Raw genomic sequence first — 22,688 nt, 5'->3', positions numbered from 1 at the left:
CGCCCGTTCCTGTTGGGGGTGGCGGGGCGTCTCGGACGAGCGCCCACACTATCGGCTGGGCAGGGCGGCGACCCGCCGCCTGTGGACAACCCGCCCGCGAGGGGCCGTTCCTGCCGTTATGTACGTGTGGAGGTGCACCGCGCGCCGGCCGGCGGGTCAGACGGCGGCCTTCTTCAGGCGGCGGCGTTCCCGCTCGGACAGGCCGCCCCAGATGCCGAAGCGCTCGTCGTGGGCCAGGGCGTACTCGAGGCACTCGGAGCGGACCTCGCAGGAGAGGCAGACCTTTTTGGCCTCCCTGGTGGAGCCGCCCTTCTCGGGGAAGAAGGACTCGGGGTCGGTCTGGGCGCACAGTGCGCGCTCCTGCCAGCCGAGTTCCTCGTCCGCGTCGTCGACCAGCAGTTGCTGCACCAGCTCGGTCATGTGCGCCCCTCGTCCGTCTTTCGCGTCCCCGTGATCTAGCCGTTACCGATTCCGGCTGAACGACACGAGTGAAATTACAAGTGTGCTGCTCCGGGCGAGTCAAGCCGAGATCTGCTATTGGGCCCCTTATTCACTCTGCGGAACCAAGGCCAAGCAGAAAGTGTTCAAATCGGCCTAAACCTCGACATACCAACGAGAACCACAGGGACACCCGACTCACACAGCGCCTGCATCAGGAAGGACGCCCCGGCGATCGATCCCGTTCCGATACGCACGCCGAAGCGAAGCTGATCACATTCGGATCACACATTCGCAACGGGGGTTGTGCGCCCGGCTTGTGCGCCATGTGTCCCGGAAGCCGCCTGAGCAAACCTTTCACCTGCGAGATGAACCGGATGAGGTGAAACATGTCCCACATATCGGTCAGTGAGTTGACAGTGCTGGTGTGAGCCGCTGTCCTTGTGGGCATGCTCGCGAACTTGGCGCTCACCTCGACCCGCACCGCCGGGTCCCACGGTGCTGCCCGCGTCCGCTGTAGCTGTTGTTGCTGTTCCAGCTGTTGAGCCACCCGCTCCGGCTGCCCCCGAGTCCACGCGACTCGACTCTCCGTTGCCCGCCCGACCAGGGCGTTCTTCGCATTTCGCCACTCCCCCGCACTCTTCTGCCGAGGACCCACCGCACCCATGAACAGCGACAGCGACCTCCAGATCGCCGGCGACATCCTCGAAGTCCCTCATCTCCTGCAGGCGCCACGCGAGCACCCGGCCACCGTCGCCGAGTTCGCCGGCCTGGCCCGCTCCATCGCCGCCGACCGGTCCGAGTGGGAACACCTCGTCCGGTACGACGCGACGACACGCTGGTACCACCGGCTGCGCACCGGCCCCGGCTACGAGGTCTGGCTGCTGTCCTGGGTGCCCGGTCAGGGCAGCGGACTCCACGACCACGGCCCCTCCTCCGGAGTACTGACCGTCCTGGACGGCACCCTGACCGAGCGAACGCCGCGCGGCACGCGCGAGTTGCGGGCGGGGGCCCAGCGGGTGTTCGCGCCGGGGTATGTCCACGAGGTGGTCAACGACGCGCTGCGGCCGGCGGTCAGCCTGCACGTCTACTACCCGGGGCTGACGGACATGCCGATGCACTCGGTACGGTGCTCGGACGTCGGCGCCGGTGCCAGTGCCGCCGGTGCCGGTTCCGTGACGACTGCCTGACGCACTGTCGTACCCGCCTGCGAGACTGGGGCCATGCGCATTGTGGTTCTGGCAGGCGGCATCGGCGGTGCCCGGTTCCTGCGTGGTCTGAAGCAGGCCGCGCCGGACGCGGACATCACGGTCATCGGCAACACCGGGGACGACATCCACCTCTTCGGGCTGAAGGTCTGCCCGGACCTCGACACGGTGATGTACACGCTCGGCGGCGGCATCAACGAGGAGCAGGGCTGGGGGCGGGCCGAGGAGACCTTCCATCTCAAGGAGGAGCTCGCGGCGTACGGCGCCGGACCGGAGTGGTTCGGCCTCGGCGACCGGGACTTCGCGACGCACATCGTGCGGACGCAGATGCTGGCCGCCGGGTACCCGCTCAGCGCGGTGACGCAGGCACTGTGCGACCGCTGGAAGCCGGGCGTGCGCCTCCTGCCGATGAGCGACGACCGCGTGGAGACGCACGTCGCCGTCACGTTGCCCGACAGCGGCTCCGCCGAGGGCCCCGGGGAGCGCAAGGCGGTCCACTTCCAGGAGTACTGGGTACGGCTGCGGGCCTCGGTGCCCGCCGAGGCCGTGGTGCCGGTGGGGGCCGAGCAGGCGAAGCCGGCGCCCGGCGTCCTGGAGGCCATCGCGGAGGCGGACGTGATCCTCTTCCCGCCCTCCAACCCGGTCGTCTCGGTCGGCACGATCCTCGCCGTGCCCGGCATCCGGGAGGCGATCGCCGACGCCGGGGTGCCGGTGGTGGGCCTGTCCCCGATCGTCGGGGACGCGCCCGTGCGCGGCATGGCCGACAAGGTCCTCGCGGCGGTCGGCGTGGAGTCCACGGCGGCAGCGGTCGCCGAGCACTACGGCTCGGGGCTGCTCGACGGCTGGCTGGTCGACACGGTCGACGCGGAGTCCGTCACGCGCGTGAGGGCGGCCGGCATCCTGTGCCGCGCCGTCCCGCTGATGATGACCGACCTCGACGCGACGGCGCGGATGGCCCGGGAGGCCCTGACGCTGGCGCAGGAGGTGGGACAGGCGTGAGCGACGGGGCGAGCGGCGGCGTGCGCGCGGGGGCGCCCGGCCACCAGGACGAACGCCTCGGGGGCGACCTCGGAGGCGACCTGGAGGGCCGCCGGGACGAACACCGGGGTGACAACCGGCACGGCTACCGGGTGTGGGCCGTCCCCGGCCTGCCGGAGGTCCAGCCGGGCGACGACCTGGCCAAGCTGATCGCGGCGGCCGAGCCCGGGCTGGCCGACGGGGACGTGCTGCTCGTCACGTCCAAGATCGTGTCCAAGGCCGAGGGCCGGGTCGTGCGGGCGGCCGACCGCGAGACCGCGATCGACGCGGAGACCGTACGGGTGGTGGCCCGGCGCGGCACGCTGCGCATCGTGGAGAACCGCCAGGGGCTGGTCATGGCGGCGGCCGGGGTCGACGCCTCCAACACCCCCTCCGGGACGGTGCTGCTGCTCCCCGAGGACCCGGACGCCTCCGCGCGCGGCCTCCGCGACGCTCTGCGCGAGGCGCTGGGCGTGACCGTCGGCGTGGTCGTCACCGACACGTTCGGCCGGCCCTGGCGGGCCGGGCTCACGGACGTGGCGATCGGTGCCGCCGGTGTGCGGGTCCTCGACGACCTGCGCGGGGGCACGGACGCGCACGGCAATCCGCTCGGCGCCACCGTCGTCGCCACCGCCGACGAGCTCGCCGCCGCCGGGGACCTGGTCAAGGGGAAGGCCGCGGGGCTGCCCGTCGCCGTCGTGCGCGGGCTGCCTCAGGTGGTGGCCGAGGACGACGGCGAGGGCGCGCGGGCGATGGTGCGCGGCGCGCGCGACGACATGTTCCGGCTGGGTACGTCGGAGGCGGTACGGCAGGCGGTCACCCAGCGGCGTACGGTACGGGCCTTCACGGACGAGCCGGTCGATCCGGGTGCCGTGCGCCGGGCGGTCGCGGCGGCGGTCACGGCGCCGGCACCGCACCACACGACGCCGTGGCGTTTCGTGCTGCTGGAGTCGGCCGGCGCCCGCACCCGGCTGCTGGACGCGATGCGGGACGCCTGGATCGCGGACCTGCGGCGGGACGGCAAGAGCGAGGAGTCCGTCGCCAAGCGGGTCAGGCGCGGCGACGTACTGCGAGGCGCGCCGTACCTCGTCGTCCCCTGCCTGGTCATGGACGGCTCCCACACGTACGGCGACGCACGCCGCGACGGGGCCGAGCGGGAGATGTTCGTGGTCGCCACCGGCGCAGGCGTGCAGAACCTGCTCGTCGCGCTCGCCGGGGAGCGGCTGGGGTCCGCCTGGGTGTCCTCGACGATGTTCTGCCGGGACGTCGTACGGGAGGTGCTCGGGCTGCCGGGCGACTGGGACCCGATGGGCGCGGTCGCGGTCGGCCATCCCGCCCAGGAACCGAAGGCACGGCCGGAGCGGGACGCGGGGGCGTTCATCGAGGTGCGGTGAGCTGTCGGGGCGAGCCTCTACCCTCGTAGGGACTTCGCCTTCGTGTCTCCCCCCGTTTTCGAGGACCTCTTTCGTGGCAGGACGTTTCGCTCCCCGGCCCGCGCGCGCTTCGGTGCGCGGCGGGGAGGCCGTCGTACCCGCGGGCGGTGTGCCCCGGCAGGCCGCCGCGCCGGCGGAGGTACGGACGTGGGTGCCGGACGGGCCGCTGGAGCTGGGGCTGGTCCTCGGTCCGCTGCGGCGCGGTCCGGGCGATCCGACGTTCCGGACGATGCCGGACGGGTCGGTGTGGCGGGCCAGCCGGACGCCCGCGGGGCCGGGCACGCTACGGGTCACCGCGCGTGGCGGTGAGGTGCGGGGCGAGGCCTGGGGGCCCGGGGCACAGTGGCTGCTGGAACGGCTGCCGCGGATGCTCGGCGCCGACGACGACCCGTCGGCGTTCGTGCCGCGGCACCGGCTGCTGGCGTTCACGGCGCACCGGCGGCCGGGGCTGCGGCTGACCCGGACCGGGCTGGTGCTGGAGTCGCTGATCCCGTCGATCCTGGAGCAGAAGGTCACGACGCTGGAGGCCTACCAGGCGTGGCGGCTGCTCGTACGGAAGTACGGGGAGCCGGCGCCGGGGCCCGCGCCCGGGCGGATGTGTGTCATGCCGGCGGCGCGGACGTGGGCGCTGATCCCGTCCTGGGAGTGGCACAAGGCCGGCGTGGACAACAAGCGGGCGTCGACGATCCTGCGCGCGGTGCGGGTCGCCGCGCGGCTGGAGGAGGCGGCCGGGATGGAGCCGGCGGCGGCGCGGGAACGGCTGGAGGTCGTGTCCGGGATCGGGCCGTGGACGTCCACGGAGACCGTGCAGCGCAGCCATGGGGCACCGGACGAGGTGACGGTGGGGGATCTGCATCTGCCGGGCATCGTGGGGTTCGCGCTGGGCGGGGACCGGGACGCGGACGACTTTGCGATGCTGCGGTTGCTGGAGCCGTATGCCGGGCAGCGGCATCGGGCGGCCCGGTTGGTGTTGCTGAGCGGGCGGGTGCCGGGGCGGCGGGCGCCGCGGATGGCTCCGCGGGGGATTGAGAGGCTTTGAGGTTGGCGTGCCGGGACGGGGTGCGGTGTGCCGGTGCGGGGTTGCGGTGTGTGCGGGTAGCGGTGCGTGCGGGTTGCCCGGCATGGGTGTGGGCCGGGTGGGGGACGCGGACCGGCGCTGGACGGGTGCCGCTGCGCCCACCCGTGCCGCCCCAGCGGCACGACTGCCCGCAGCCGGGGGGGGTGGTCGGCGGTTATGTGTCGGAGGAGAAGCGCAGGGATGCCGGGGGGATGTGGGCGTCGCACCAGATGCGGGCGCCGGAGCGGAGTTCGTTGTCGGCGCCGATGACGGCCCCGTCCCCGATGACCGTGTCGCTGAGTATCGAGCGGGTGCCGACGCGGGCACGGGCGCCGATCAGGGAGTCGGTGATGACGGCGCCGGGTTCGATGACGGCGCCGGGGAGGATCGTGCTGCCGTAGACGCGCGCGCCCTCCGCCACGAAGGCGCCCTCGCCGACCACCGTGCCGCCGGCCAGCTTGGCGTCGGGCGCGACCCGTGCCGTGGGGAGGACGAGACGGTCTCCGCAGCGGCCCGGTATCGCCGGGGAGGGGGCTCGGCCCAGGACCAGGTCCGCCGAGCCGCGTACGAAGGCCGCCGGAGTGCCCAGGTCCAGCCAGTACGTGGAGTCGACCATGCCCTGGAGGTGCGCTCCGGTGGCCAGCAGTTCCGGGAAGGTCTCGCGTTCGACCGAGACGGGACGGCCGGCCGGAATCGTGTCGATGACCGAGCGGCGGAAGACGTACGCCCCCGCGTTGATCTGGTCGGTGACGATCTCCTCGGGGGTCTGGGGCTTCTCCAGGAAGGCGAGCACCCTGCCCGTGTCGTCCGTGGGGACCAGGCCGTACGCCCTCGGGTCGGTCACCTTCGTCAGGTGCAGGGAGACGTCCGCGCCCGTCGTCCCGTGCGTGCGGACCAGCGCGCCGATGTCCAGGCCCGTCAGGATGTCGCCGTTGAAGATGAGGACCGGGTCGTCGGGGCCCGAGTGCAGCCGGGACGCCACGTTGCGGATCGCGCCGCCCGTGCCGAGCGGCTCCTCCTCCGTGACGTACTCGAGGTGGAGGCCCAGGGACGAGCCGTCACCGAAGTGCGGTTCGAAGACCTCTGCCAGGTAGCTCGTCGCGAGCACGATGTGGTCGACGCCCGCCGCCTTGGCCCGCGCCAGCTGATGCGTGAGGAACGGCACCCCCGCCGCCCTGACCATGGGCTTGGGCGTGTGCACCGTGAGCGGACGCAGCCGCGTGCCCTTGCCGCCGACCAGGAGGATCGCTTCTGTCACCGTCGTCTCTGCTTCCTGCCGGGACCGGCCGAACTTTCTTTCGGCCGGCCAGTGTATGCAGACCGTTCCATGGCGCCTTCGATGGCCGTGCGGTGGGCTGTGCGGTGGGTCGTACGGGTGCGTCCTCAGCGGCCCTGGTACTTGGCCGCCGTCGAGCGGGTCGTGCCGAGCTTGCCGTAGAGCTTCTTGCCGGGGCAGCTCGTGGCGAAGCCGTCGCGGTGACCGGAGATGACGTTCAGTCGTACGTTCTTGCCTTTCCGGTAGAGATTGCCACCACCGGACTTCAGGTATGTCTTTCCGCGCGGATTCATGCCGTTCAGACCGAGCTTCCACGCGGTGAGGCGGGCGACCGCCTTCACCGCGGCGGACGACGGCTTCTTGGAGCTGTAGGTGCCGAGGACGGCGATGCCCATGCTGTTGGAGTTGAACCCCAGGGTGTGGGCGCCCAGCACCGCCTTCGACACCCCCCCGGCCCGGCCCTCGTAGATCTTTCCGCACTTGTCGACGAGGAAGTTGTAGCCGAGGTCGCGCCAGCCCATGCTGTTGACGTGGTAGCGGTAGATACCGCGAATGACTGACGGTGCCTGCTTGCAGGTGTAGTTGTTGCCCGTGGCCGAGTGGTGCACGAAGGCCGCCTTGACCTTCTTCGTGTACACGAACTTCCGCTCGCGCAGGCTCTCGTCGGCACCCCAGCCGCGGCGTGTGGTGATGCCCGGGCGGGGGCCGACGTACGGCTTCGCTCTCTGCCCCGCCGGGATCTCGGTGGCGCCGAGTGGGGCGAGGCCGGTGTTGACGGCGGAGGCGGCGACGGCTTTCGCGGACTCGGCCGTGACGGCGGTGGTGCGGGGGCCCTCCTCGGGGCCCGGGGCCGCCGGGGGCGGGGCGGACTGACCGGGGTCGACGAGTTCAAGGCGCATGCCCGTGGGGAGGGGGGAGCCGGCGGCCTCCGCGGCCTTGAGGGCCTCGGTGGCTTCGGGAGTCCGCTCCGCTGTGACCCGTACCTCCACGCCGTCGGACTCGCCCACCCACAGCGGGGCGGTGGCGCCGCGGACGCGGCCCGAGGTGCTTTCGGGGGTGCCGGGGTCGGCGGCATGGTCGGCGTTGTGGGTCTCCAGCTCCTGCCAGCCGGACCAGGCGCCGGTGGCGGTGGCACGGGTGCGGACCTGGACGTGGCCGTGCAGGTCGGTCTCCGGGTTGTCCCAGACGACACCGACCAGCGAGAAGTGGCGTACGTCGCGGCGGGGCAGGCCCTGTTCGGCGGCGCCGGGAGCGCGGTTGTGGGTGAGGGGGGCGAGGCGCAGCGACTGGGTGCTGCCGGGGACGTGTGCCTCGGACCGTGCCGTTCTTCCGGTCGTGGGCTCGGCCGCGGAGGTGGCTGCCGCCGCCGCGGGCGGGGCGAGCGGGAGGGCCAGGGCCACCGCGCACGTGACACCGATCGAGGAAGCAAGGAATCCACGCATGTCACTGATCGTTGACATTGCCGTACACATCTGTCCATCCGTGACCTGACAGGCCGTAGGGCGTTTTCGTCCGATCCGGTGGCCGCGCGGTACGCCGTACGCTCGGTGCGCACCGGTGGGCCCGCGTACGCTTGCGCGGATGAACGCGACCGACCGCACCCCTGCCGACCTGCTGAGTTCCGCGCTCGCCGCGGACCCGGGACGCCCCCTGGTGACCTTCTACGACGACGCCACCGGCGAACGCGTCGAACTGTCCGTCGCCACCTTCGCCAATTGGGTGGCCAAGACCGCGAATCTGCTCCAGGACGAACTGTCCGTCGAACCCGGCGACCGGGTCGCTCTGCTGCTGCCCGCGCACTGGCAGACGGCGGTGTGGCTGCTGGCGTGTGCGTCGGTGGGTGTCGTCGCCGACGTGGCGGGTGACCCCGCGGCGGCCGACGTCGTCGTGAGCGGGCCGGAGCCTGAGGCGCTGGAGGCGGCGCGGGCGTGCTCGGGCGCGCGGGTCGCGCTGGCGCTGCGGCCGCTCGGCGGGCGGTTCGTGCCGCGTCCGCCGGAGGGCTTCGCCGACTACGCGGTGGAGGTGCCGGGGCAGGGCGACCGGTTCGTGCCGTACGTGCCGGTGGACCCGGAGGCGCCCGCACTGATCGTGGCCGGGCGGGAGTTCAGCGGGGCGGAGGTCGTGGAGCGGGCTCGGGCGGAGGCGTCGGGGCTGGGGCTCACGGGGCCGGGGGCGCGGATCCTGTCGGGGTTGCCCTACGACACCTGGGAGGGATTGAGCGCGGGGTTGTACGGGCCGTTGGCCAGCGGGGGCTCGGTGGTGCTGTGCCGGCATCTGGAGCAGGCCGCAGCCGGTGTCGTGGACCAGCGGATCGAGTCGGAGAAGGTTTCGGCCACGGCGCGGTGAGGTGTCTGCCTCGGGGGGCGAGGACACGGCGTCGGGGTGGGGCCCTGGGACGTGTGACCCGGCGCTGACGGGTCGTCCGACGTCCGTGCCTGCGCGGGGTGGGCCCGCGGGGCGGGACCCGCGCGAGGAGTGTCGGGCGGGCGGTGGCGCTGCCGGGTGACCCGGGTGCGCGTGACCCGTTCGGGTCAGTACCGTGCCGCCCCGGGCGCTCGCTCGGGTCATGCTCGCAGGAGCGCACCTGTGCGGGACGGAGGGAGACGTGGGCGATGACGACACGGACGCGCCCCTCGGTGAGGGCGGCGCCGACGGGCCCGCAGCGGGGGTTTCCGCGACCGGGAAGGGGCTGAGGCGGCGGCGCCGGAGGCGCCGGCTGGGGTGTTCGGGGCTCGCGGTCGCCGTGCTGGCCGCCGGTGCCGTGGGCGCCGGGTGGGCGGTGTACACCAAGCTGGACGGCAACATCACGTCGGACGAGGCGGCGGCGGCCGAACTCGCACGGTACGAGAAGGACCGGCCCACCGCGTTGGTCCGCGACGCGCGGAACGTACTGCTGATCGGGTCCGACTCGCGCTCCGGTGACGGCAACGCGCGCTACGGCCGGGACTCCGGGACCGAGCGGTCGGACACCACGATCCTGCTGCACCTGGCCGCCGACCGTGACAGCGCCACCGCCGTCTCCCTCCCCCGCGACCTGATGGTGGCCGTGCCCGACTGCCGCCGCCCCGACGGGTCTCGCGCCGAGCCGGTGTTCACGCAGTTCAACTCCGCCTTCGCGACGGGTGGTTCGGCGTGCACGGTCCGCACGGTGGAGAAGCTGACCGGTATCCGGATCGACCATCACGTGGTCGTCGACTTCCAGGGCTTCGAGGAGATGGTCGACGCGCTCGACGGCGTCGAGGTGTGCCTGCGGAAACCTGTCGACGACAAGGACGCCAAGCTGAAGCTGCCCGCGGGCCGGGTGACGCTCGACGGGGAGCAGGCGCTCGGCTACGTCCGCGCCCGCAAGTCGCTCGGCGACGGCAGCGACACCGACCGGATGGACCGGCAGCAGCGTTTCTTGGGCGCGCTCGTCAACAAGGTGCAGAGCAATGACGTACTGCTGAATCCGGTGAAGCTGTATCCCGTTCTGGACGCGGCCACGTCGTCGCTCACCACGGATCCGGACCTGGCGAGTCTGCGTGGTCTGTACGACCTCGTGCGCGGGCTGCGCGGCATTCCCACCGAACGCGTGCGGTTCCTGACCGTTCCCAGGGAGTCGTACGCGGGCGACGCCAATCGCGACCAACTCGTGGAGCCCGACGCCGAGAAGCTGTTCACCCGCCTGCGGACGGACGAACCCGTGGCGATCACGGCGGCGGCCGAGCCGGACAAGGCGACCGGTTCCGGGAACTCCCGCGAACCCGGCGCCGGCGATTCCCCGGCGCCGACGTTCAGCGGGAACACCGCCGCGGAGGACATCTGCGGGTAAAGCGCGTTCCAAGAAGGCGCGCGGCACGGGCGAGGCGTACACGAGGCATTCGAGGGGCTGGTGCGGGGGACGCCGCGAAAGACGAGGACAATTCTCCAAGGAATGCGCCGGATTGCCCAGTTGTAAGTTCCGTGGAATGCGTCACTGCCGTCGCCCCGCACCGGACAGGGCGGTTAGTGTGAGCGATCCGGTGCGCCTGGCCACGAAGCTCTGCCCAGGACCATGCACCGAGTGAGCGAGACCGGGCGCCTGGAGGGGAAGGCGCCGCGTGGCCCCGACGGAGGATTCGGACAACCGTGGACGCGCAAGGCCGTGGGCGGTCGGAGGACATCGACCCCGCAGACCAGTGGGTACTCAATCCGGACACCGGCGAATACGAACTGCGACTGAGCCCTTCCGCACCGCAGTCGTCCGTCCCGCGCCCCCGTGGCGCGGCACCCGGCGGGACCCGTGAATCCCGCGGCTCCCGCGGTTCCGGCGCACCCGGCGGGTCACGCGGCCGCGGCGCCCAGGCGTCGGCCCCCGCGTCCTCGGCCGCCCCCGGCGACGAGGTCCCCCCGCCCCGCAGGCGCCGTGCGGCACCCGAGGAGCCGCCCCCCGGGCGGCGCGGCCGACGGCGGCCGGCCAAGAAGAAGTCGAAGAGCAAGAAGGTCCTGCTGTGGACCGGCGGCACCATGGCGCTCGTCGTCCTCACCGCCTGCACGGCCGGTTACTTCTATCTGGAGCACCTCAACGACAACATCAAGTCCGTCGCGGACGACGGTGCGAGCACCGGTGGCTTCCAGAAGGACAAGGCGATCAACATCCTGCTGATCGGCACGGACAAGCGCACCGGCGACGGCAACGAGGGCTACGGCGACACGGGCAGCGCCGGCCACGCCGACACCACGATCCTGCTGCACGTGGCCAAGGACCGCTCCAACGCCACCGCGCTCAGCATCCCCCGCGACCTGATAGTCGACATCCCCGACTGTCCGACCACGCAGGAGGACGGGACGACGAAGGTCATCCCGGGCTCCACCGGCGTCCGCTTCAACAACAGCCTCGGGCAGAGCGGCCGTACGCCCAGCTGCACCATGCGGACCGTCACCGAGCTGACCGGGGTCACGCCCGACAACTTCATGGTGGCCGACTTCAACGCGGTGAAGACGCTCACCACCGCGGTCGAGGGAGTCGAGGTGTGCCTGGCGAAGGCCATCGACGACCCGGACTCGCACCTGGACCTGCCGAAGGGCAAGCACACGATCGAGGGCGAGGAAGCCCTCGCCTTCGTGCGCACCCGGCACTCCGTGGGCTTCGGCGGCGACTTGAGCCGCATCGAGATCCAGCAGCAGTTCCTCAGCGCGCTGATGCGCAAGCTCAAGTCCAACGACACGCTCACCAGCCCGTCGAAGATGCTCAACCTGGCCGAGGCGGCCACCGAGGCGCTGACCGTCGACTCGAAGCTGGACAGCATAGGCAAGCTGAAGGACCTCGGGCTGGAGCTGGGCAAGCTCAACACCAAGAACCTCACCTTCGCCACGGTGCCGGTGGTCGACAACCCCGCCGAGAAGGTCAAGGCGACGGTCGTCCTCCAGGAGGGGCCCGCCCAGCAGGTCTTCGACATGATCAGGAACGACATCTCCTTCACCGAGGTCAAGCGGAAGGAGAAGAAGGAGGAGCAGGAGGAGGCCGCGGCCGTCGCAGCCCGCCTCAAGGGCGAGAAGTCCGACCCCTCCGAGGTCCGCGTCCGCGTCATGAACGGCGGCGCCCCGGCCGGCAGTGCCCAGCAGGAGCTCCGGTACCTCCAGACCGAGGCCGGCGTCACCAAGTCCGAGAACGCCGGCAACGCCGACGCGGAAATCACCAGGACCACCCTCGAATACGCCCCCGACCAGGCCTCACAGGCACGCGCCCTCGCCGAGATCCTCGGCCTGTCCGGCGCCGCCATGAAACCCGGCGAGAGCACCACCAACGCCCAGGGCCTGCCCACCATGACCCTCACCCTCGGCAAGGACTTCAAGGGCGCCGGCGTCAAACTCGACGCCACCTTCGGGGAAGCGCCCGAAGAGGCCCAGAAGTCCACCGCGGACAAGGTCGAGTGCGCGAAGTGACCTGACGGGCCCCGCGCGCGTCTGACAGTACGACTGCTTCGGAGTAATCCGTCGGGGCGTCCGTACAGCCAACGAGGGGGCTCGTACGTCCAACTGTGCGAACAGGTCGCGTACAGAGGCGCGTTCGCGGGCCCGAGGGGGAGAGGGACATGACGCGGAGCAGTGTGCACGGGGAGGAGGCACCAGCGGGCGCCGTCCGGCACGCCCGTGGGGGCAAGGGCGGCAGGAGAGGCGCCCGTGACGACGGCGGAGCGACCACGGGCGGGCAGGGCGGCCCTGGGCGCGGGAACGGCGGGCGGTCCGGACGGCGACGCGCCGGGCGCCGGCATCGCGCGCTGCGGTGGTCCGCGACGACCCTCGCGGTCCTGATACTCGGCACGGCCGGCGCCGGATACCTCTACTACGAGCACCTGAACGGCAACATCGAGAAGGGCGAGCGCAGCAGCGGCGACTCCAAGGCGCACCGGACCGAGCCGAACGCGGCCGGTCAGACTCCCCTGAACATCCTGCTGATCGGCTCCGACAGCCGGGCCTCCGACGCCAACGTGGCGCTGGGAGGCAGCAGGGACACCCGCGACGAACCGCCGCGGGGCGACGTGCAGATGCTCGTCCACCTGTCGGCCGACCGCGAGAACGCCTCCGTCGTCAGCATCCCGCGCGACACCCGGGTCGACATCCCCGAGTGCACCGACCCGGACACCGGCAGGACCTACCCGGCGACCAACGCGATCATCACCAACTCGCTGGGCCGCGGCGGCGCCGGCTGCACCCTGGCCACCTGGGAGAACCTCACCGGGGTCTACATCGACCACTGGATGACGATCGACTTCGCGGGCGTGGTGTCGATGGCGGACGCCGTCGGCGGGGTCGAGGTCTGCGTGAACCAGAACGTGTGGGACCGCCCTCTCCCCGGCGTGCCGGGCGGCTCCGGCCTGAAGATGACCTCCGGCCCGAAGAAGGTGCAGGGCGAGCAGGCGCTCCAGTGGCTGCGCACCCGGCACGCCTGGGGCAGCGACGTGCTGCGGGCCCAGGCGCAGCACATGTACATGAACTCGATGATCCGCACCCTGAAGGGGCAGAACGTCTTCACCGACACCGGCCGGCTGATGGACCTGGCCGACGCCGCCACGAAGTCCCTGGGGGTCTCCGAGGAGATCGGCACGGTCAAGAAGCTCTTCGACCTGGGTATGCAGCTCAAGACGGTACCCACCGACCGCATCACCATGACGACCATACCCACCGTCCAGGACTCCCAGAACGAGAACCACCTGCTCCTGGACGGCGCCGGCGCGGAGCGGATGTGGGCGATGCTGCGCGACGACGTGCCCTACGACGACAAGGGTGGCAAGGACGACAAGGACGCGAAGGACTCCGCCACCGGAAAGGAGAGGGAGAAGGATGCGGGGAAGGACGCCGAGCGGAAACCTTCCGGGGACTCCCCCGCCGCCGACTCCGAGATAGACGTCCTCGTCCAGAACGCGACCCGCTCCGCCACTCTCGGTCCCGTCGGCGGCCGTGCGGGCGCCCTCGCCCAGGCGCTGGTGGAGAAGGGCTTCGCCAAGGCGTCCAAGGACACCTCGTCCGCGCTCTCCGAGGAAAGGACCGTGGTCCGTCATCCGGGCGACGAGTTGGCGGGCGACGCCCGGCGCGTCGCCGATGTGCTGGGAATTCCGGCGAGCGCGGTGCGCGAGTCGACGGACGTGTCCGGGATCACGCTCACGGTGGGAGCGGACTGGCGCTCGGGGACGTCCTATCCGAAACAGGAGACGCCCGAAGCCGGAAACCTGCCGGAGAACAGCAACGCCCTCAACGGTTCGGACACCGACGAGTGCATGGACGTGTACAAGCCCTACAGATGGTAGGAGTTCATGAAAATAGGAGGAATTGCCCTGTTGTAGGGCCGTCGAATTTGTCACCAGTGTCGTTCGACGCTGAACTGGGCCGATAGTGTGAGCGCTCCAGTGCCCCCGCCGCGAGGTCCGCCCTGGCGTCGTGCACATGTTGACCCTTTATCGTGCACCTTCCGGGGAAGGTGCCGCGTGGCGCCGCCGGAGGATTGGGAGACCGTGGACGCGCAAGGACGTGGGCGGGCAGACAATGTCGATCCCGCAGACCAGTGGGTACTGAATCCGCGCACCGGTGAATACGAACTGCGACTGTCCCCTTCCGCACCGCAGTCGGCCGTCCCGGGCCCCCGCAGGGGCGCCCGCCGCGCAGGCGACGCCACGGCCCCCTCCGCCGCCGACGGCAGCGCCGGCACGGCACGTCGCCGTACGGCCACGCCCGGCCGCGAGGTCCCGCCCCAGCGACGGCGCCGGCCGGTACCCGAGGAGACGGCGCCGGGGCGGCGCGGGCGCCGGCCCGAGAAGAAGAAGTCGAAGGGCAAGAAGGCCCTGCTGTGGGCCGGCGGCAGCACGGCGTTCGTGGTCCTGGTGGCCGGCGCCGGCGGCTACGTCTACCTCAAGCACCTCGAGGGCAACGTCTCGACGACGGACGTCGGCAACGCCGGCAGCAGCAGCTTCAAGAAGGACGAGGCCTTCAACATCCTCATCATCGGCACCGACAAGCGCACCGGCGCCGGCAACGAGGGTTACGGCGACGCCGGCAGCGTCGGCCACGCCGACACCACGATCCTGCTGCACGTGGCCAAGGACCGTTCCAACGCCACCGCGCTCAGCATCCCCCGCGACCTGATCGTCGACATCCCCGACTGCGAGACGACGCAGGAGGACGGAACGAAGACGGTCGTCCCCGGGGAGCAGGACGTCCGCTTCAACAGGAGCCTCGGCGAGGGCGGCCGGAACGCGGGCTGCACCATGCGCACGGTGAAGGAGGCGACCGGCATCCAGCCGCACCACTTCATGATGGCCGACTTCAACGCGGTCAAGACGCTCACCACCGCCGTCGACGGGGTCGAGGTCTGCGTGGAGAAGGCCGTCGACGACAAGAAGTCCAAACTCAAGCTGCCCGCGGGCGAGTCCGTGGTCAAGGGCGAGGACGCCCTCGCCTTCGTCCGCACCCGGCACGCCTTCGGCAACGAGGGCGACCTGGACCGCATCAAGGTGCAGCAGCAGTTCCTGGGCTCGCTCATGCGGAAGATGTCCTCGAGCGACACGCTCACCAGCCCCACCAAGCTGGTGAAGCTGGCCGAGGCCGCGACCAAGGCCCTGACCGTGGACGAGCCGATCGGCAACGTGGGCACGCTCAAGGACATCGCCCTGGAGCTGAAGAAGGTACCGACGAAGAACATCACGTTCGCCACGGTGCCGGTGGTCGACAACCCCGCCGAGAAGGTCAAGGCGACGGTCGTCGCGAACGAGGCGAAGGCACCCCAGGTCTTCGAAATGATCGCGAACGACATCTCCTTCACCGAGGTCAAGCAGCAGGAGAAGAAGGAGGCCGCGGCCGTCTCCGCCCGGCTCAAGGGCGAGAAGTCCGACCCCTCCGAGGTCCGCGTCCGCGTCCTCAACGGCGGCGCCCCCAGCGGCAGCGCGGGGCAGGAACTGACCTACCTCCAGACCCGGGCCGGCGTCACCAAGTCCGAGAACGCCGGCAACGCCGACGCGGAAATCGCCAGGACCACCCTCGAATACGCCCCCGACCAGGCCTCACAGGCGCGCGCCCTCGCCGAGATCCTCGGCCTGTCCGGCGCCGCCATGAAACCCGGCGAGAGCACCACCAACGCCCAGGGCCTGCCCACCATGACCCTCACCCTCGGCAAGGACTTCAAGGGCGCCGGCGTCAAACTCAACGCCAAATCGATCGAGACGCCGGACCTGCCGAAGTCCACGGCCGACCAGAAGCAGTGCGCCAGTTGACCTGACGGGCCTGTCGTACGTCTCACAGGACGGGGACGGTGACGGGCCCGCGGTCTCGGCGCGGGGGTGGGGAGGGACGCGGACATGACGCGGAGCAGTGTGCAGGGGGAGGACACGCGGAAGGGCGCATCGGATGCCCCCGAGCGTGTGGAGAGCACCGTCGAGGGAGCGGAGGAGACGGCGGGCGAGGCGGGCACCACAAGCGCCGCGGACGCCACGGGTACCCCCGGCACCGACGACGGCGACAGCGGTGCCGAAGCCGTCAGACATCGGCCCCGCAGGAGGCGCCGTGCGCTGCGCTGGACCGCGGTGACCCTCGCCGTGCTCATAGTGGGCACGGCGAGCGCCGGATACCTCTACTACGAGCACCTCAACGACAACATCAAGAAGGTCCCGCTGAACCTGGGTGACAGCAAGGTCGCCCCGCCGACACCGAACGCCGCCGGGCAGACCCCGCTGAACATCCTCGTGATCGGCTCGGACGCGCGCAACAGCGAGGAGAACCAGAAACTCGGCGGCGCCCGCGAGACGTTCGGCTCCACCCCGCTGGCGGACGTGCAGATGCTGGTGCACCTGTCCGCCGACCGCAGCAACATGTCGGTCGTCAGCATGCCGCGCGACACCCTCGTCGAGATACCCCGATGCACCGACCCCGACGACGGCAAGGTCTACCCGGCGAGCGAGGGCCGGACGATGACCAACCAGAGCCTGGGACACGGCGGTCCCGGCTGCACGGTGGCCACCTGGCAGGAGCTGACCGGCATCCACATCGACCACTTCATGATGGTCGACTTCGCGGGCGTGGTGTCGATGGCGGACGCCGTCGGCGGCGTCCCCGTCTGTGTGGACGCCAACATCCACTCACGCGACAGCCAGGGCCACGGCTCCGGTCTGAAGCTGGAGAAGGGCACACATCCCATCAAGGGCGAACAGGCCCTCCAGTGGCTGCGCACCCGCTACGGCTTCGCGGACGGCAGCGACCTGGCGCGGGCCAAGGCCCAGCACATGTACCTGAACTCGATGGTCCGGACGCTGCGCGAGAACGCGACCCTGAGCAGCCCGAACAAGCTGCGCAGGCTGGCCGAGGAGGCCACCGGGGCGCTCACGGTCGACCCGGGCCTCGACACCGTCAAGAAGCTGTACGACCTCAGCAACGAGCTGCGCGGGGTGAAGCCGGAGCGCATCACCATGACCACGATGCCCAACCGGTACGTGGGCGCCCGCGTGGAGCCGACCGAGGACGCGGAGCAGCTGTTCCGGCTGGTGCGGGAGGACATCGCGCTGGACGGCAAGGACGCGAAGAAGAAGGCTTTTGAGGAGGAGCCGAAGGTCCCGGACGACCCGGCCGCCGCCGACGACGAGATCGCGGTCCAGGTCCGCAACGGCACCCGCACCGACCGTCTGGGCCTGGCCCGCGGACGTGCGACCACGGTCGCCGGACTCCTGGTGGAGCAGGGCTTCGCCAAGGCGGTCGCCGACTCCTCGGTGCTGCCCAGCGAGGACCGTACGGTCGTCCGCTACCCGAGCGCCGACCTGGAGGGCGACGCGCGGCGCATAGCCAAGTCCCTGGGGATTCCCGCGAGTTCGGTGCACAGGTCGACCGACGTCTCGGATGTCACGCTCGTCGTCGGAGCCGACTGGCGCGAGGGTACGGCGTACAAGGCGCCCGTGAAGGACGACAGGACCCCGGAGTCGGCCGAGGCCCTCAACGGCGCGGACGAGGACGCCTGCATGCACGTGAACCCGGCGTTCACCTGGTCCTGACGGCCGTCACCTCGTACCGCGACGACCGTCACCACGAGGCGCGGCAGCCCGTCACCGCGCCCCGGCGGCGTCCGCGTCCGGCTGGACCGCCGGGCGCCGCGAGGCGATGACCCGCTTGGCCAGCGACCGCGGACTGGTCAGGAAGCCCCAGCCCCAGGACATGTGCATGGTCGCCAGCGCCACCGGGATCCGCGCCCGCGCCTTCGGTCCCAGCCCCTTGCCGGCCGGGACCGAGCCGGCCACGATCGCGGCCAGGTAGCCGCCGGGGATCACGAAGCCCCACGGGGTCAGCGCCGCGCCGACCACGACACCGGCCGCGATGGCGCACACGGCCGTCGGCGGGGCGAGGTAGCGCAGGTTGATGGAGCCGGAGTGGTAGCGGGCGACGACGTGCCGCCAGCGGCCGTAGTCCTTGTACTGCTTGGCCAGCGCCCGCACGCTCGGCCGCGGCCGGTAGGACACCCTCAGCTCCGGCGAGAACCAGATCAGACCGCCGGCCTCGCGGATGCGGAAGTTCAGCTCCCAGTCCTGGGCGCGGATGAACTCCACGTTGTAGCCGCCCTGCCGCTCCAGCGCCTCGCGGCGGAACACTCCCAGGAACACCGTCTCGGCGGGACCCGCCTGCCCACCCGTGTGGAAGGCGGCGTTGCCCACGCCGATCTTCGACGTCATCGCGGCGGCGACGGCGTCCTCCCAGGCGTTCTCGCCCTCGGCGTGCATGATGCCGCCGACGTTCTGCGCGCCGGTCTCCTCGAGGAGCCGTACGGCCGTGGAGATGTAGTTCGGCGACAGCATGCCGTGGCCGTCGACGCGGACGACGACCGGATGGCGCGAGGCCTTGATCGCGGCGTTCAGCGCGGCGGGCGTACGGCCGGTGGGATTCGGCACGGTGTGCACGCGCGGATCCTCGGCGACGAGTTCTGCGGCGATCTCGTCCGTACGGTCCGTGGAGGGACCGAGGGCGATCACGACCTCCATCTCGCCGGCGTACTCCTGGGCGAGGATGGCGCGGACTGAGCCGCGCAGATGCCGCTCCTCGTTGAGGACGGGCATGATCACGGAAACGGCGGGCGGCCGCACGTCGGACTTGGCGTTCATCGGTGCTCACGTTACCGCGAACGGGGGACAAGGGTGCGCGCCGCGGGGGTCGCTGCCCCGGGCAGCAGATCGTATGGGCCTACGGTGCTCACGGATCCCACGTCCGGCCGCACGGCCCGTCCCCGCGGAGGTGTCACCTTGCCCACGCCGCCCCGCTCCCCCCGGGTCCCGGCCGCGTCCCCCCGGGGCGGCCCCGAGCCGCGGCCCGGCACCACGCGTCCGTCCCGCCGCCCGCCGAGGCCCCCCGTACGACGGAAGAGGCCGCGCTGGGCCATGCGGGCGGTGACCGCCCTGTCGGTGGTGGTGCTCGCCTCCGCGGGGATCGGGCACGCCGTGCTCTCCAGCCTCGACGCGGACATCTCGCGGGTCGACGCCTTCAAGGACATGAAGAACCGGCCGCGGGCGGGCGACGGCATGAACATCCTGCTGGTCGGCACCGACGGCCGCGACCGGATCAGCGAGGAGGAGCGGCAGAAGTACCGCCTCGGCGGCGCCCCCTGCCACTGCACCGACACGGTCATGATCGTGCACATCTCGGAGGACCGGGAGCGCGCCAGCGTCGTCAGCCTGCCGCGCGACTCGTACGCCGAGACGCCCGACCACACCGACCGCACCTCCGGCGAGCGGCACGAGGGGCACCCCCTCAAGCTGAACGCGGCCTACGCCGAGGGCGGCCCGCAGCTGACCATCCGCACCGTCGAGAACATGACCCGCGTGAAGATCGACCACTATCTGGAGGTCGACTTCACCAGCTTCATGAAGACGGTGGACGTCCTCGGCGGGGTGGAGATCTGCACCGTCGAGCCGCTCAAGGACGGCCACACGGGGCTCGACCTGCCGGCCGGCACCCACCGGCTGATGGGCGGGCAGGCGTTGCAGTACGTCCGCGCCCGCCACCTCGACGGGGCCTCCGACCTGAGCCGGATGAAGCGCCAGCAGCGTTTCCTGGCCGCCCTGATCGACCGGGCGACCTCCTCCGGGCTGCTGCTGAACCCACTCAAGTTCCGCGACGTCACCCAGGCGGTGCTGGGCTCGGTGCGGGCCGACACGGGCTTCGGCACGGACGAGCTGCTGGCGCTCGGGCGGGCGATGCGGAACTTCTCGCCGTCCTCGTCCGAGTTCACCACCGTGCCCATCGGGCAGATGGGCCACGACGTCAAGGGCGTGGGCTCGACCCTGAAGTGGGACCCGGCCGAGTCCGAGCGGATCTTCGACGCCCTGCGTGAGGACAGGCGGCTGGCCGCGCCCGAACCGAAGCCCGAGGGCCCGGCGCCGGTACGTGTCCCGGTGGACCCGAAGCAGGTGCGGGTCCAGGTGGAGAACGGCACGCGCACGCCGGGGCTCGGCAAGCGGGTGGACGACGCCCTGGCCGCGGCCGGGTTCCGCACCACCCGGGTCCCCAGGAACGCCGTCGACCGCGCGGTCGAGCGGACCGTCGTCGCCTTCGACCCGCGCTGGGACCGCTCGGCGAAGTCGCTGGCCGCCGCCCTGCCGGGCAGCGAGCTGCGGCCGGTCGAGGGCCAGGGCCCCACGCTGAAGGTGATCGCGGGCGCCGGCTTCGAGAAGGTCGTGAAGGTGCGGCCGGCGGACCCGCCGCAGGAGTCGGGCACCGTGGTGCGCGGCGACGAGGTGGTCTGCGGGAAGCGGTGACCGGGGCCGGGCGTGCGCCCCGGCGTCAGTTGCCCTTGACGGTGACCTTCTCGTCGTTCTTCAGCTGCTCCACGAGCTGCTTCACCTTGGCGTCGTCCCACTTGAGGTTTCCGCCGACGCTGCCCGAGACCGGCATGTTCATCGACGTGCCGTCGCCGCCGCTGACGCTCTTCATCGCCCAGAACATGCCGGCCAGGTCGAACAGGCCCATGTCCTTGTCGACGATGAGGGAGTCCAGGCCTGCGCCCATGGTCGGGTACAGCTTGAACGGGTTGAGGACGGTCGACGGGGTGGCCACCTGGCTCGCCAGCGCCGACAGGAACTTCTGCTGGTTCTTCGTACGGTCCAGGTCGGAGCCGGCCAGCGCGTAGCGGGTGCGGACGAAGGCGAGGGCGTCCTCGCCGTTCAGGGTCTGCTTGCCCTTCTTGAGGTCCGCGCCGGACTTGGGGTCCTTGATGTCCTGCGGGATGTCCATCTCGACGCCGCCGACCGCGTCCACGATGTTCGCGAAGCCGGCGAAGCCGATCTCCACGTAGTGGTCCAGGCGCAGTCCGGTGTTGTGCTCGATGGTCCGCACCAGCAGCTCGGGGCCGTCCTCCGCGTACGCGGCGTTCAGCTTCACGCGCCGGCCCGTGGCCTCGTACTTCTTGCCGGACTCGGAGCCGACGAAGCTCGGGATCTCCACGTCCGAGTCACGGGGCAGCGAGATCAGCGTCGACCCGTTGTCCCCGGTGTGCAGGATCATCATCGAGTCGGTGCGCTTGCCCTCGGCGGAACCGGTGTGCAGGTCCTTCTTCTGCTCGTCGGTCATGCCCTCGCGGCTGTCGGAGCCGACGATCAGGTAGTTCGTGCCCTCACCGGCCCCGGGCCGCTCGATGACCTTGGACAGGTCGACCTCGCGGTTGAGCTTGGAGTCGGCCCAGAAGTAGGTGCCGACGGTGGTGACGACCAGCGCGGTCACCACCGTGATCGCGGTCCACTTGATCCGGCGCCGCCAGTCCGGCGCGGGCCGGCCCGGACCGGGACCGCCGGGGCCCGGGCCGGAGCCCCGGCCGCCGGGGCTGCCGTAGACCTGGCCGGTGTTGTAGCCGCTGTCGTACGTGTCCTGGCCGCCGTGACCGTCGACGTAGGAGGGCTGCTGCGGCACTCCGCCGCCGTAGGGCGGCGCCGAGGGGCCCGGGCCGGGCGGGGGCGCCTGGCCGCGGCGGACCTGTCGCATCACGCGGGCGCTCTCGGGTCGCGCGCTCGCACTGCCGCGTCCGTACCGGCCGCCGCGGTTGTCACCGGTCGATGCCTCGGGCCAATCAGTCATGCGCACCAGTGTGCAGGTCCGCGCCACGGGCCATAAGGGCCGTCGGAAAATAGGGTCAGCGCTGTTGCGAAGCTGACACAAATTACTCCGATGTCGTCCCGGCATAAGGTGGATGCCATGACAGACCAGGCAGAACAGGCCTCAGCCGCGCACTCGGCGACTCCGGAGATCCCGGGCAAGCCGACCTCGGCGTCCCGCACCACCCTCAGCCACATCATGACCCACAGCGACACCAACCTCCTGGGCACGGTGCACGGCGGAGTGATCATGAAGCTTGTCGACGACGCGGCCGGGGCCGTGGCAGGACGGCATTCCGGCGGCCCCGCCGTCACCGCGTCCATGGACGAGATGGCGTTCCTCGAACCGGTCCGCGTCGGCGACCTCGTCCATGTGAAGGCCCAGGTCAACTGGACCGGCCGCAGCTCCATGGAGGTCGGCGTCCGGGTCCTGGCCGAACGCTGGAACGAGTCCACCCCCGCCACCCAGGTCGGCTCGGCGTACCTGGTCTTCGCCGCGGTCGACGCGGACGGCAAGCCGCGCACGGTGCCGCCGGTCCTGCCGGAGACCGGGAAGGACAAGCGCCGCTACCAGGAGGCCCAGATCCGCCGCACCCACCGCCTGGCCCGCCGCCGCGCGATCATGGAGCTGCGGGAGCAGCGGGTGGCGGAGGGGTACGAGGACTGACCGTCCGGCCCGAAAAGCGTGAACGATCG

The 22,688-nt window shown here is 71.3% G+C and carries 17 protein-coding genes; 12 read left to right on the top strand and 5 right to left on the bottom strand.

The window, feature by feature from the left end:
- Window positions 1-156: 156 nt before the first annotated feature.
- Complete coding sequence (locus ACH4NX_RS17425) at window positions 157-420, bottom strand: WhiB family transcriptional regulator (RefSeq protein WP_279562764.1); 264 nt, start codon at window positions 418-420, stop codon at window positions 157-159.
- 683 nt (window positions 421-1,103) lie between these two features.
- Here ACH4NX_RS17425 and ACH4NX_RS17420 point away from each other — a divergent pair.
- From ACH4NX_RS17420 to ACH4NX_RS17405, 4 genes are all read left to right on the top strand, one after another.
- Window positions 1,104-1,628, top strand: coding sequence for a cysteine dioxygenase (locus ACH4NX_RS17420; protein WP_398127662.1), 525 nt, complete (start codon window positions 1,104-1,106; stop codon window positions 1,626-1,628).
- Window positions 1,629-1,661: 33 nt separating this feature from the next.
- Window positions 1,662-2,645: a 2-phospho-L-lactate transferase gene (cofD, locus tag ACH4NX_RS17415; RefSeq protein WP_398127661.1), complete on the top strand. Its 984-nt coding sequence runs from the start codon at window positions 1,662-1,664 to the stop codon at window positions 2,643-2,645.
- A gap of 80 nt (window positions 2,646-2,725) precedes the next feature.
- Window positions 2,726-4,057: a coenzyme F420-0:L-glutamate ligase gene (locus tag ACH4NX_RS17410; protein WP_351389361.1), complete on the top strand. Its 1,332-nt coding sequence runs from the start codon at window positions 2,726-2,728 to the stop codon at window positions 4,055-4,057.
- A gap of 73 nt (window positions 4,058-4,130) precedes the next feature.
- Window positions 4,131-5,135, top strand: a complete 1,005-nt coding sequence (locus ACH4NX_RS17405; RefSeq protein ID WP_398127660.1) for a DNA-3-methyladenine glycosylase family protein — start codon at window positions 4,131-4,133, stop codon at window positions 5,133-5,135.
- A gap of 193 nt (window positions 5,136-5,328) precedes the next feature.
- Here ACH4NX_RS17405 and ACH4NX_RS17400 read toward each other — a convergent pair whose 3' ends face one another.
- Both ACH4NX_RS17400 and ACH4NX_RS17395 read right to left on the bottom strand, forming a co-directional pair.
- Window positions 5,329-6,411, bottom strand: coding sequence for an NDP-sugar synthase (locus tag ACH4NX_RS17400; protein WP_351388739.1), 1,083 nt, complete (start codon window positions 6,409-6,411; stop codon window positions 5,329-5,331).
- Window positions 6,412-6,536: 125 nt separating this feature from the next.
- On the bottom strand, window positions 6,537-7,871 hold the full coding sequence (locus ACH4NX_RS17395) for a peptidoglycan recognition protein (RefSeq protein WP_398127659.1): 1,335 nt from the start codon (window positions 7,869-7,871) through the stop codon (window positions 6,537-6,539).
- A 139-nt stretch (window positions 7,872-8,010) separates the two neighbouring features.
- Between ACH4NX_RS17395 and ACH4NX_RS17390 the strand changes: the two genes are divergently transcribed.
- The 6 genes from ACH4NX_RS17390 to ACH4NX_RS17365 all read left to right on the top strand — a co-directional run bounded on the left by ACH4NX_RS17390 (window position 8,011) and on the right by ACH4NX_RS17365 (window position 17,915).
- Window positions 8,011-8,775, top strand: a complete 765-nt coding sequence (locus ACH4NX_RS17390) for a TIGR03089 family protein (protein WP_398127658.1) — start codon at window positions 8,011-8,013, stop codon at window positions 8,773-8,775.
- A 259-nt stretch (window positions 8,776-9,034) separates the two neighbouring features.
- The gene (locus tag ACH4NX_RS17385) at window positions 9,035-10,240 is read left to right on the top strand and encodes an LCP family protein (protein WP_398127657.1); all 1,206 of its coding nucleotides are present in this window, start codon (window positions 9,035-9,037) and stop codon (window positions 10,238-10,240) included.
- A gap of 296 nt (window positions 10,241-10,536) precedes the next feature.
- A complete protein-coding gene (locus ACH4NX_RS17380) occupies window positions 10,537-12,333 on the top strand; it encodes an LCP family protein (protein WP_351388750.1) in 1,797 nt (598 codons plus the stop codon).
- 149 nt (window positions 12,334-12,482) lie between these two features.
- Entirely contained in the window at window positions 12,483-14,195 is a 1,713-nt protein-coding gene (locus ACH4NX_RS17375; RefSeq protein ID WP_398127656.1) for an LCP family protein, read from the top strand.
- Between the two features lie 204 nt (window positions 14,196-14,399).
- On the top strand, window positions 14,400-16,151 hold the full coding sequence (locus ACH4NX_RS17370; RefSeq protein WP_351388756.1) for an LCP family protein: 1,752 nt from the start codon (window positions 14,400-14,402) through the stop codon (window positions 16,149-16,151).
- Window positions 16,152-16,235: 84 nt separating this feature from the next.
- The gene (locus ACH4NX_RS17365; protein ID WP_351388758.1) at window positions 16,236-17,915 is read left to right on the top strand and encodes an LCP family protein; all 1,680 of its coding nucleotides are present in this window, start codon (window positions 16,236-16,238) and stop codon (window positions 17,913-17,915) included.
- A 51-nt stretch (window positions 17,916-17,966) separates the two neighbouring features.
- Here ACH4NX_RS17365 and ACH4NX_RS17360 read toward each other — a convergent pair whose 3' ends face one another.
- The gene (locus tag ACH4NX_RS17360) at window positions 17,967-19,013 is read right to left on the bottom strand and encodes a glycosyltransferase family 2 protein (RefSeq protein WP_351388761.1); all 1,047 of its coding nucleotides are present in this window, start codon (window positions 19,011-19,013) and stop codon (window positions 17,967-17,969) included.
- Between the two features lie 273 nt (window positions 19,014-19,286).
- Here ACH4NX_RS17360 and ACH4NX_RS17355 point away from each other — a divergent pair, with 273 nt between their 5' ends.
- Window positions 19,287-20,663 carry an LCP family protein gene (locus tag ACH4NX_RS17355; protein WP_398127655.1) on the top strand — a complete coding sequence of 459 codons (1,377 nt, stop codon included), beginning with the start codon at window positions 19,287-19,289 and terminating at the stop codon, window positions 20,661-20,663.
- Window positions 20,664-20,688: 25 nt separating this feature from the next.
- On the opposite strand, the gene ACH4NX_RS17350 is transcribed toward ACH4NX_RS17355, so the two are convergent.
- Complete coding sequence (locus ACH4NX_RS17350) at window positions 20,689-21,975, bottom strand: LCP family protein (protein ID WP_351388766.1); 1,287 nt, start codon at window positions 21,973-21,975, stop codon at window positions 20,689-20,691.
- 117 nt (window positions 21,976-22,092) lie between these two features.
- On the opposite strand from ACH4NX_RS17350, the gene ACH4NX_RS17345 reads away from it, so the two are divergent.
- Window positions 22,093-22,659 (top strand): acyl-CoA thioesterase, encoded by a 567-nt coding sequence (locus tag ACH4NX_RS17345; protein ID WP_351388768.1) that lies wholly within the window; start codon window positions 22,093-22,095, stop codon window positions 22,657-22,659.
- The last annotated feature ends 29 nt before the right edge of the window (window positions 22,660-22,688 follow it).

The sequence above is a fragment of the Streptomyces sp. NPDC017225 genome, assembly GCF_044331465.1.
Classification (GTDB): Bacteria; Actinomycetota; Actinomycetes; order Streptomycetales; family Streptomycetaceae; genus Streptomyces.
The sequence above is the reverse complement of the archived record's forward strand: the minus strand, read 5'-3'. Positions and strand labels throughout refer to the sequence as shown.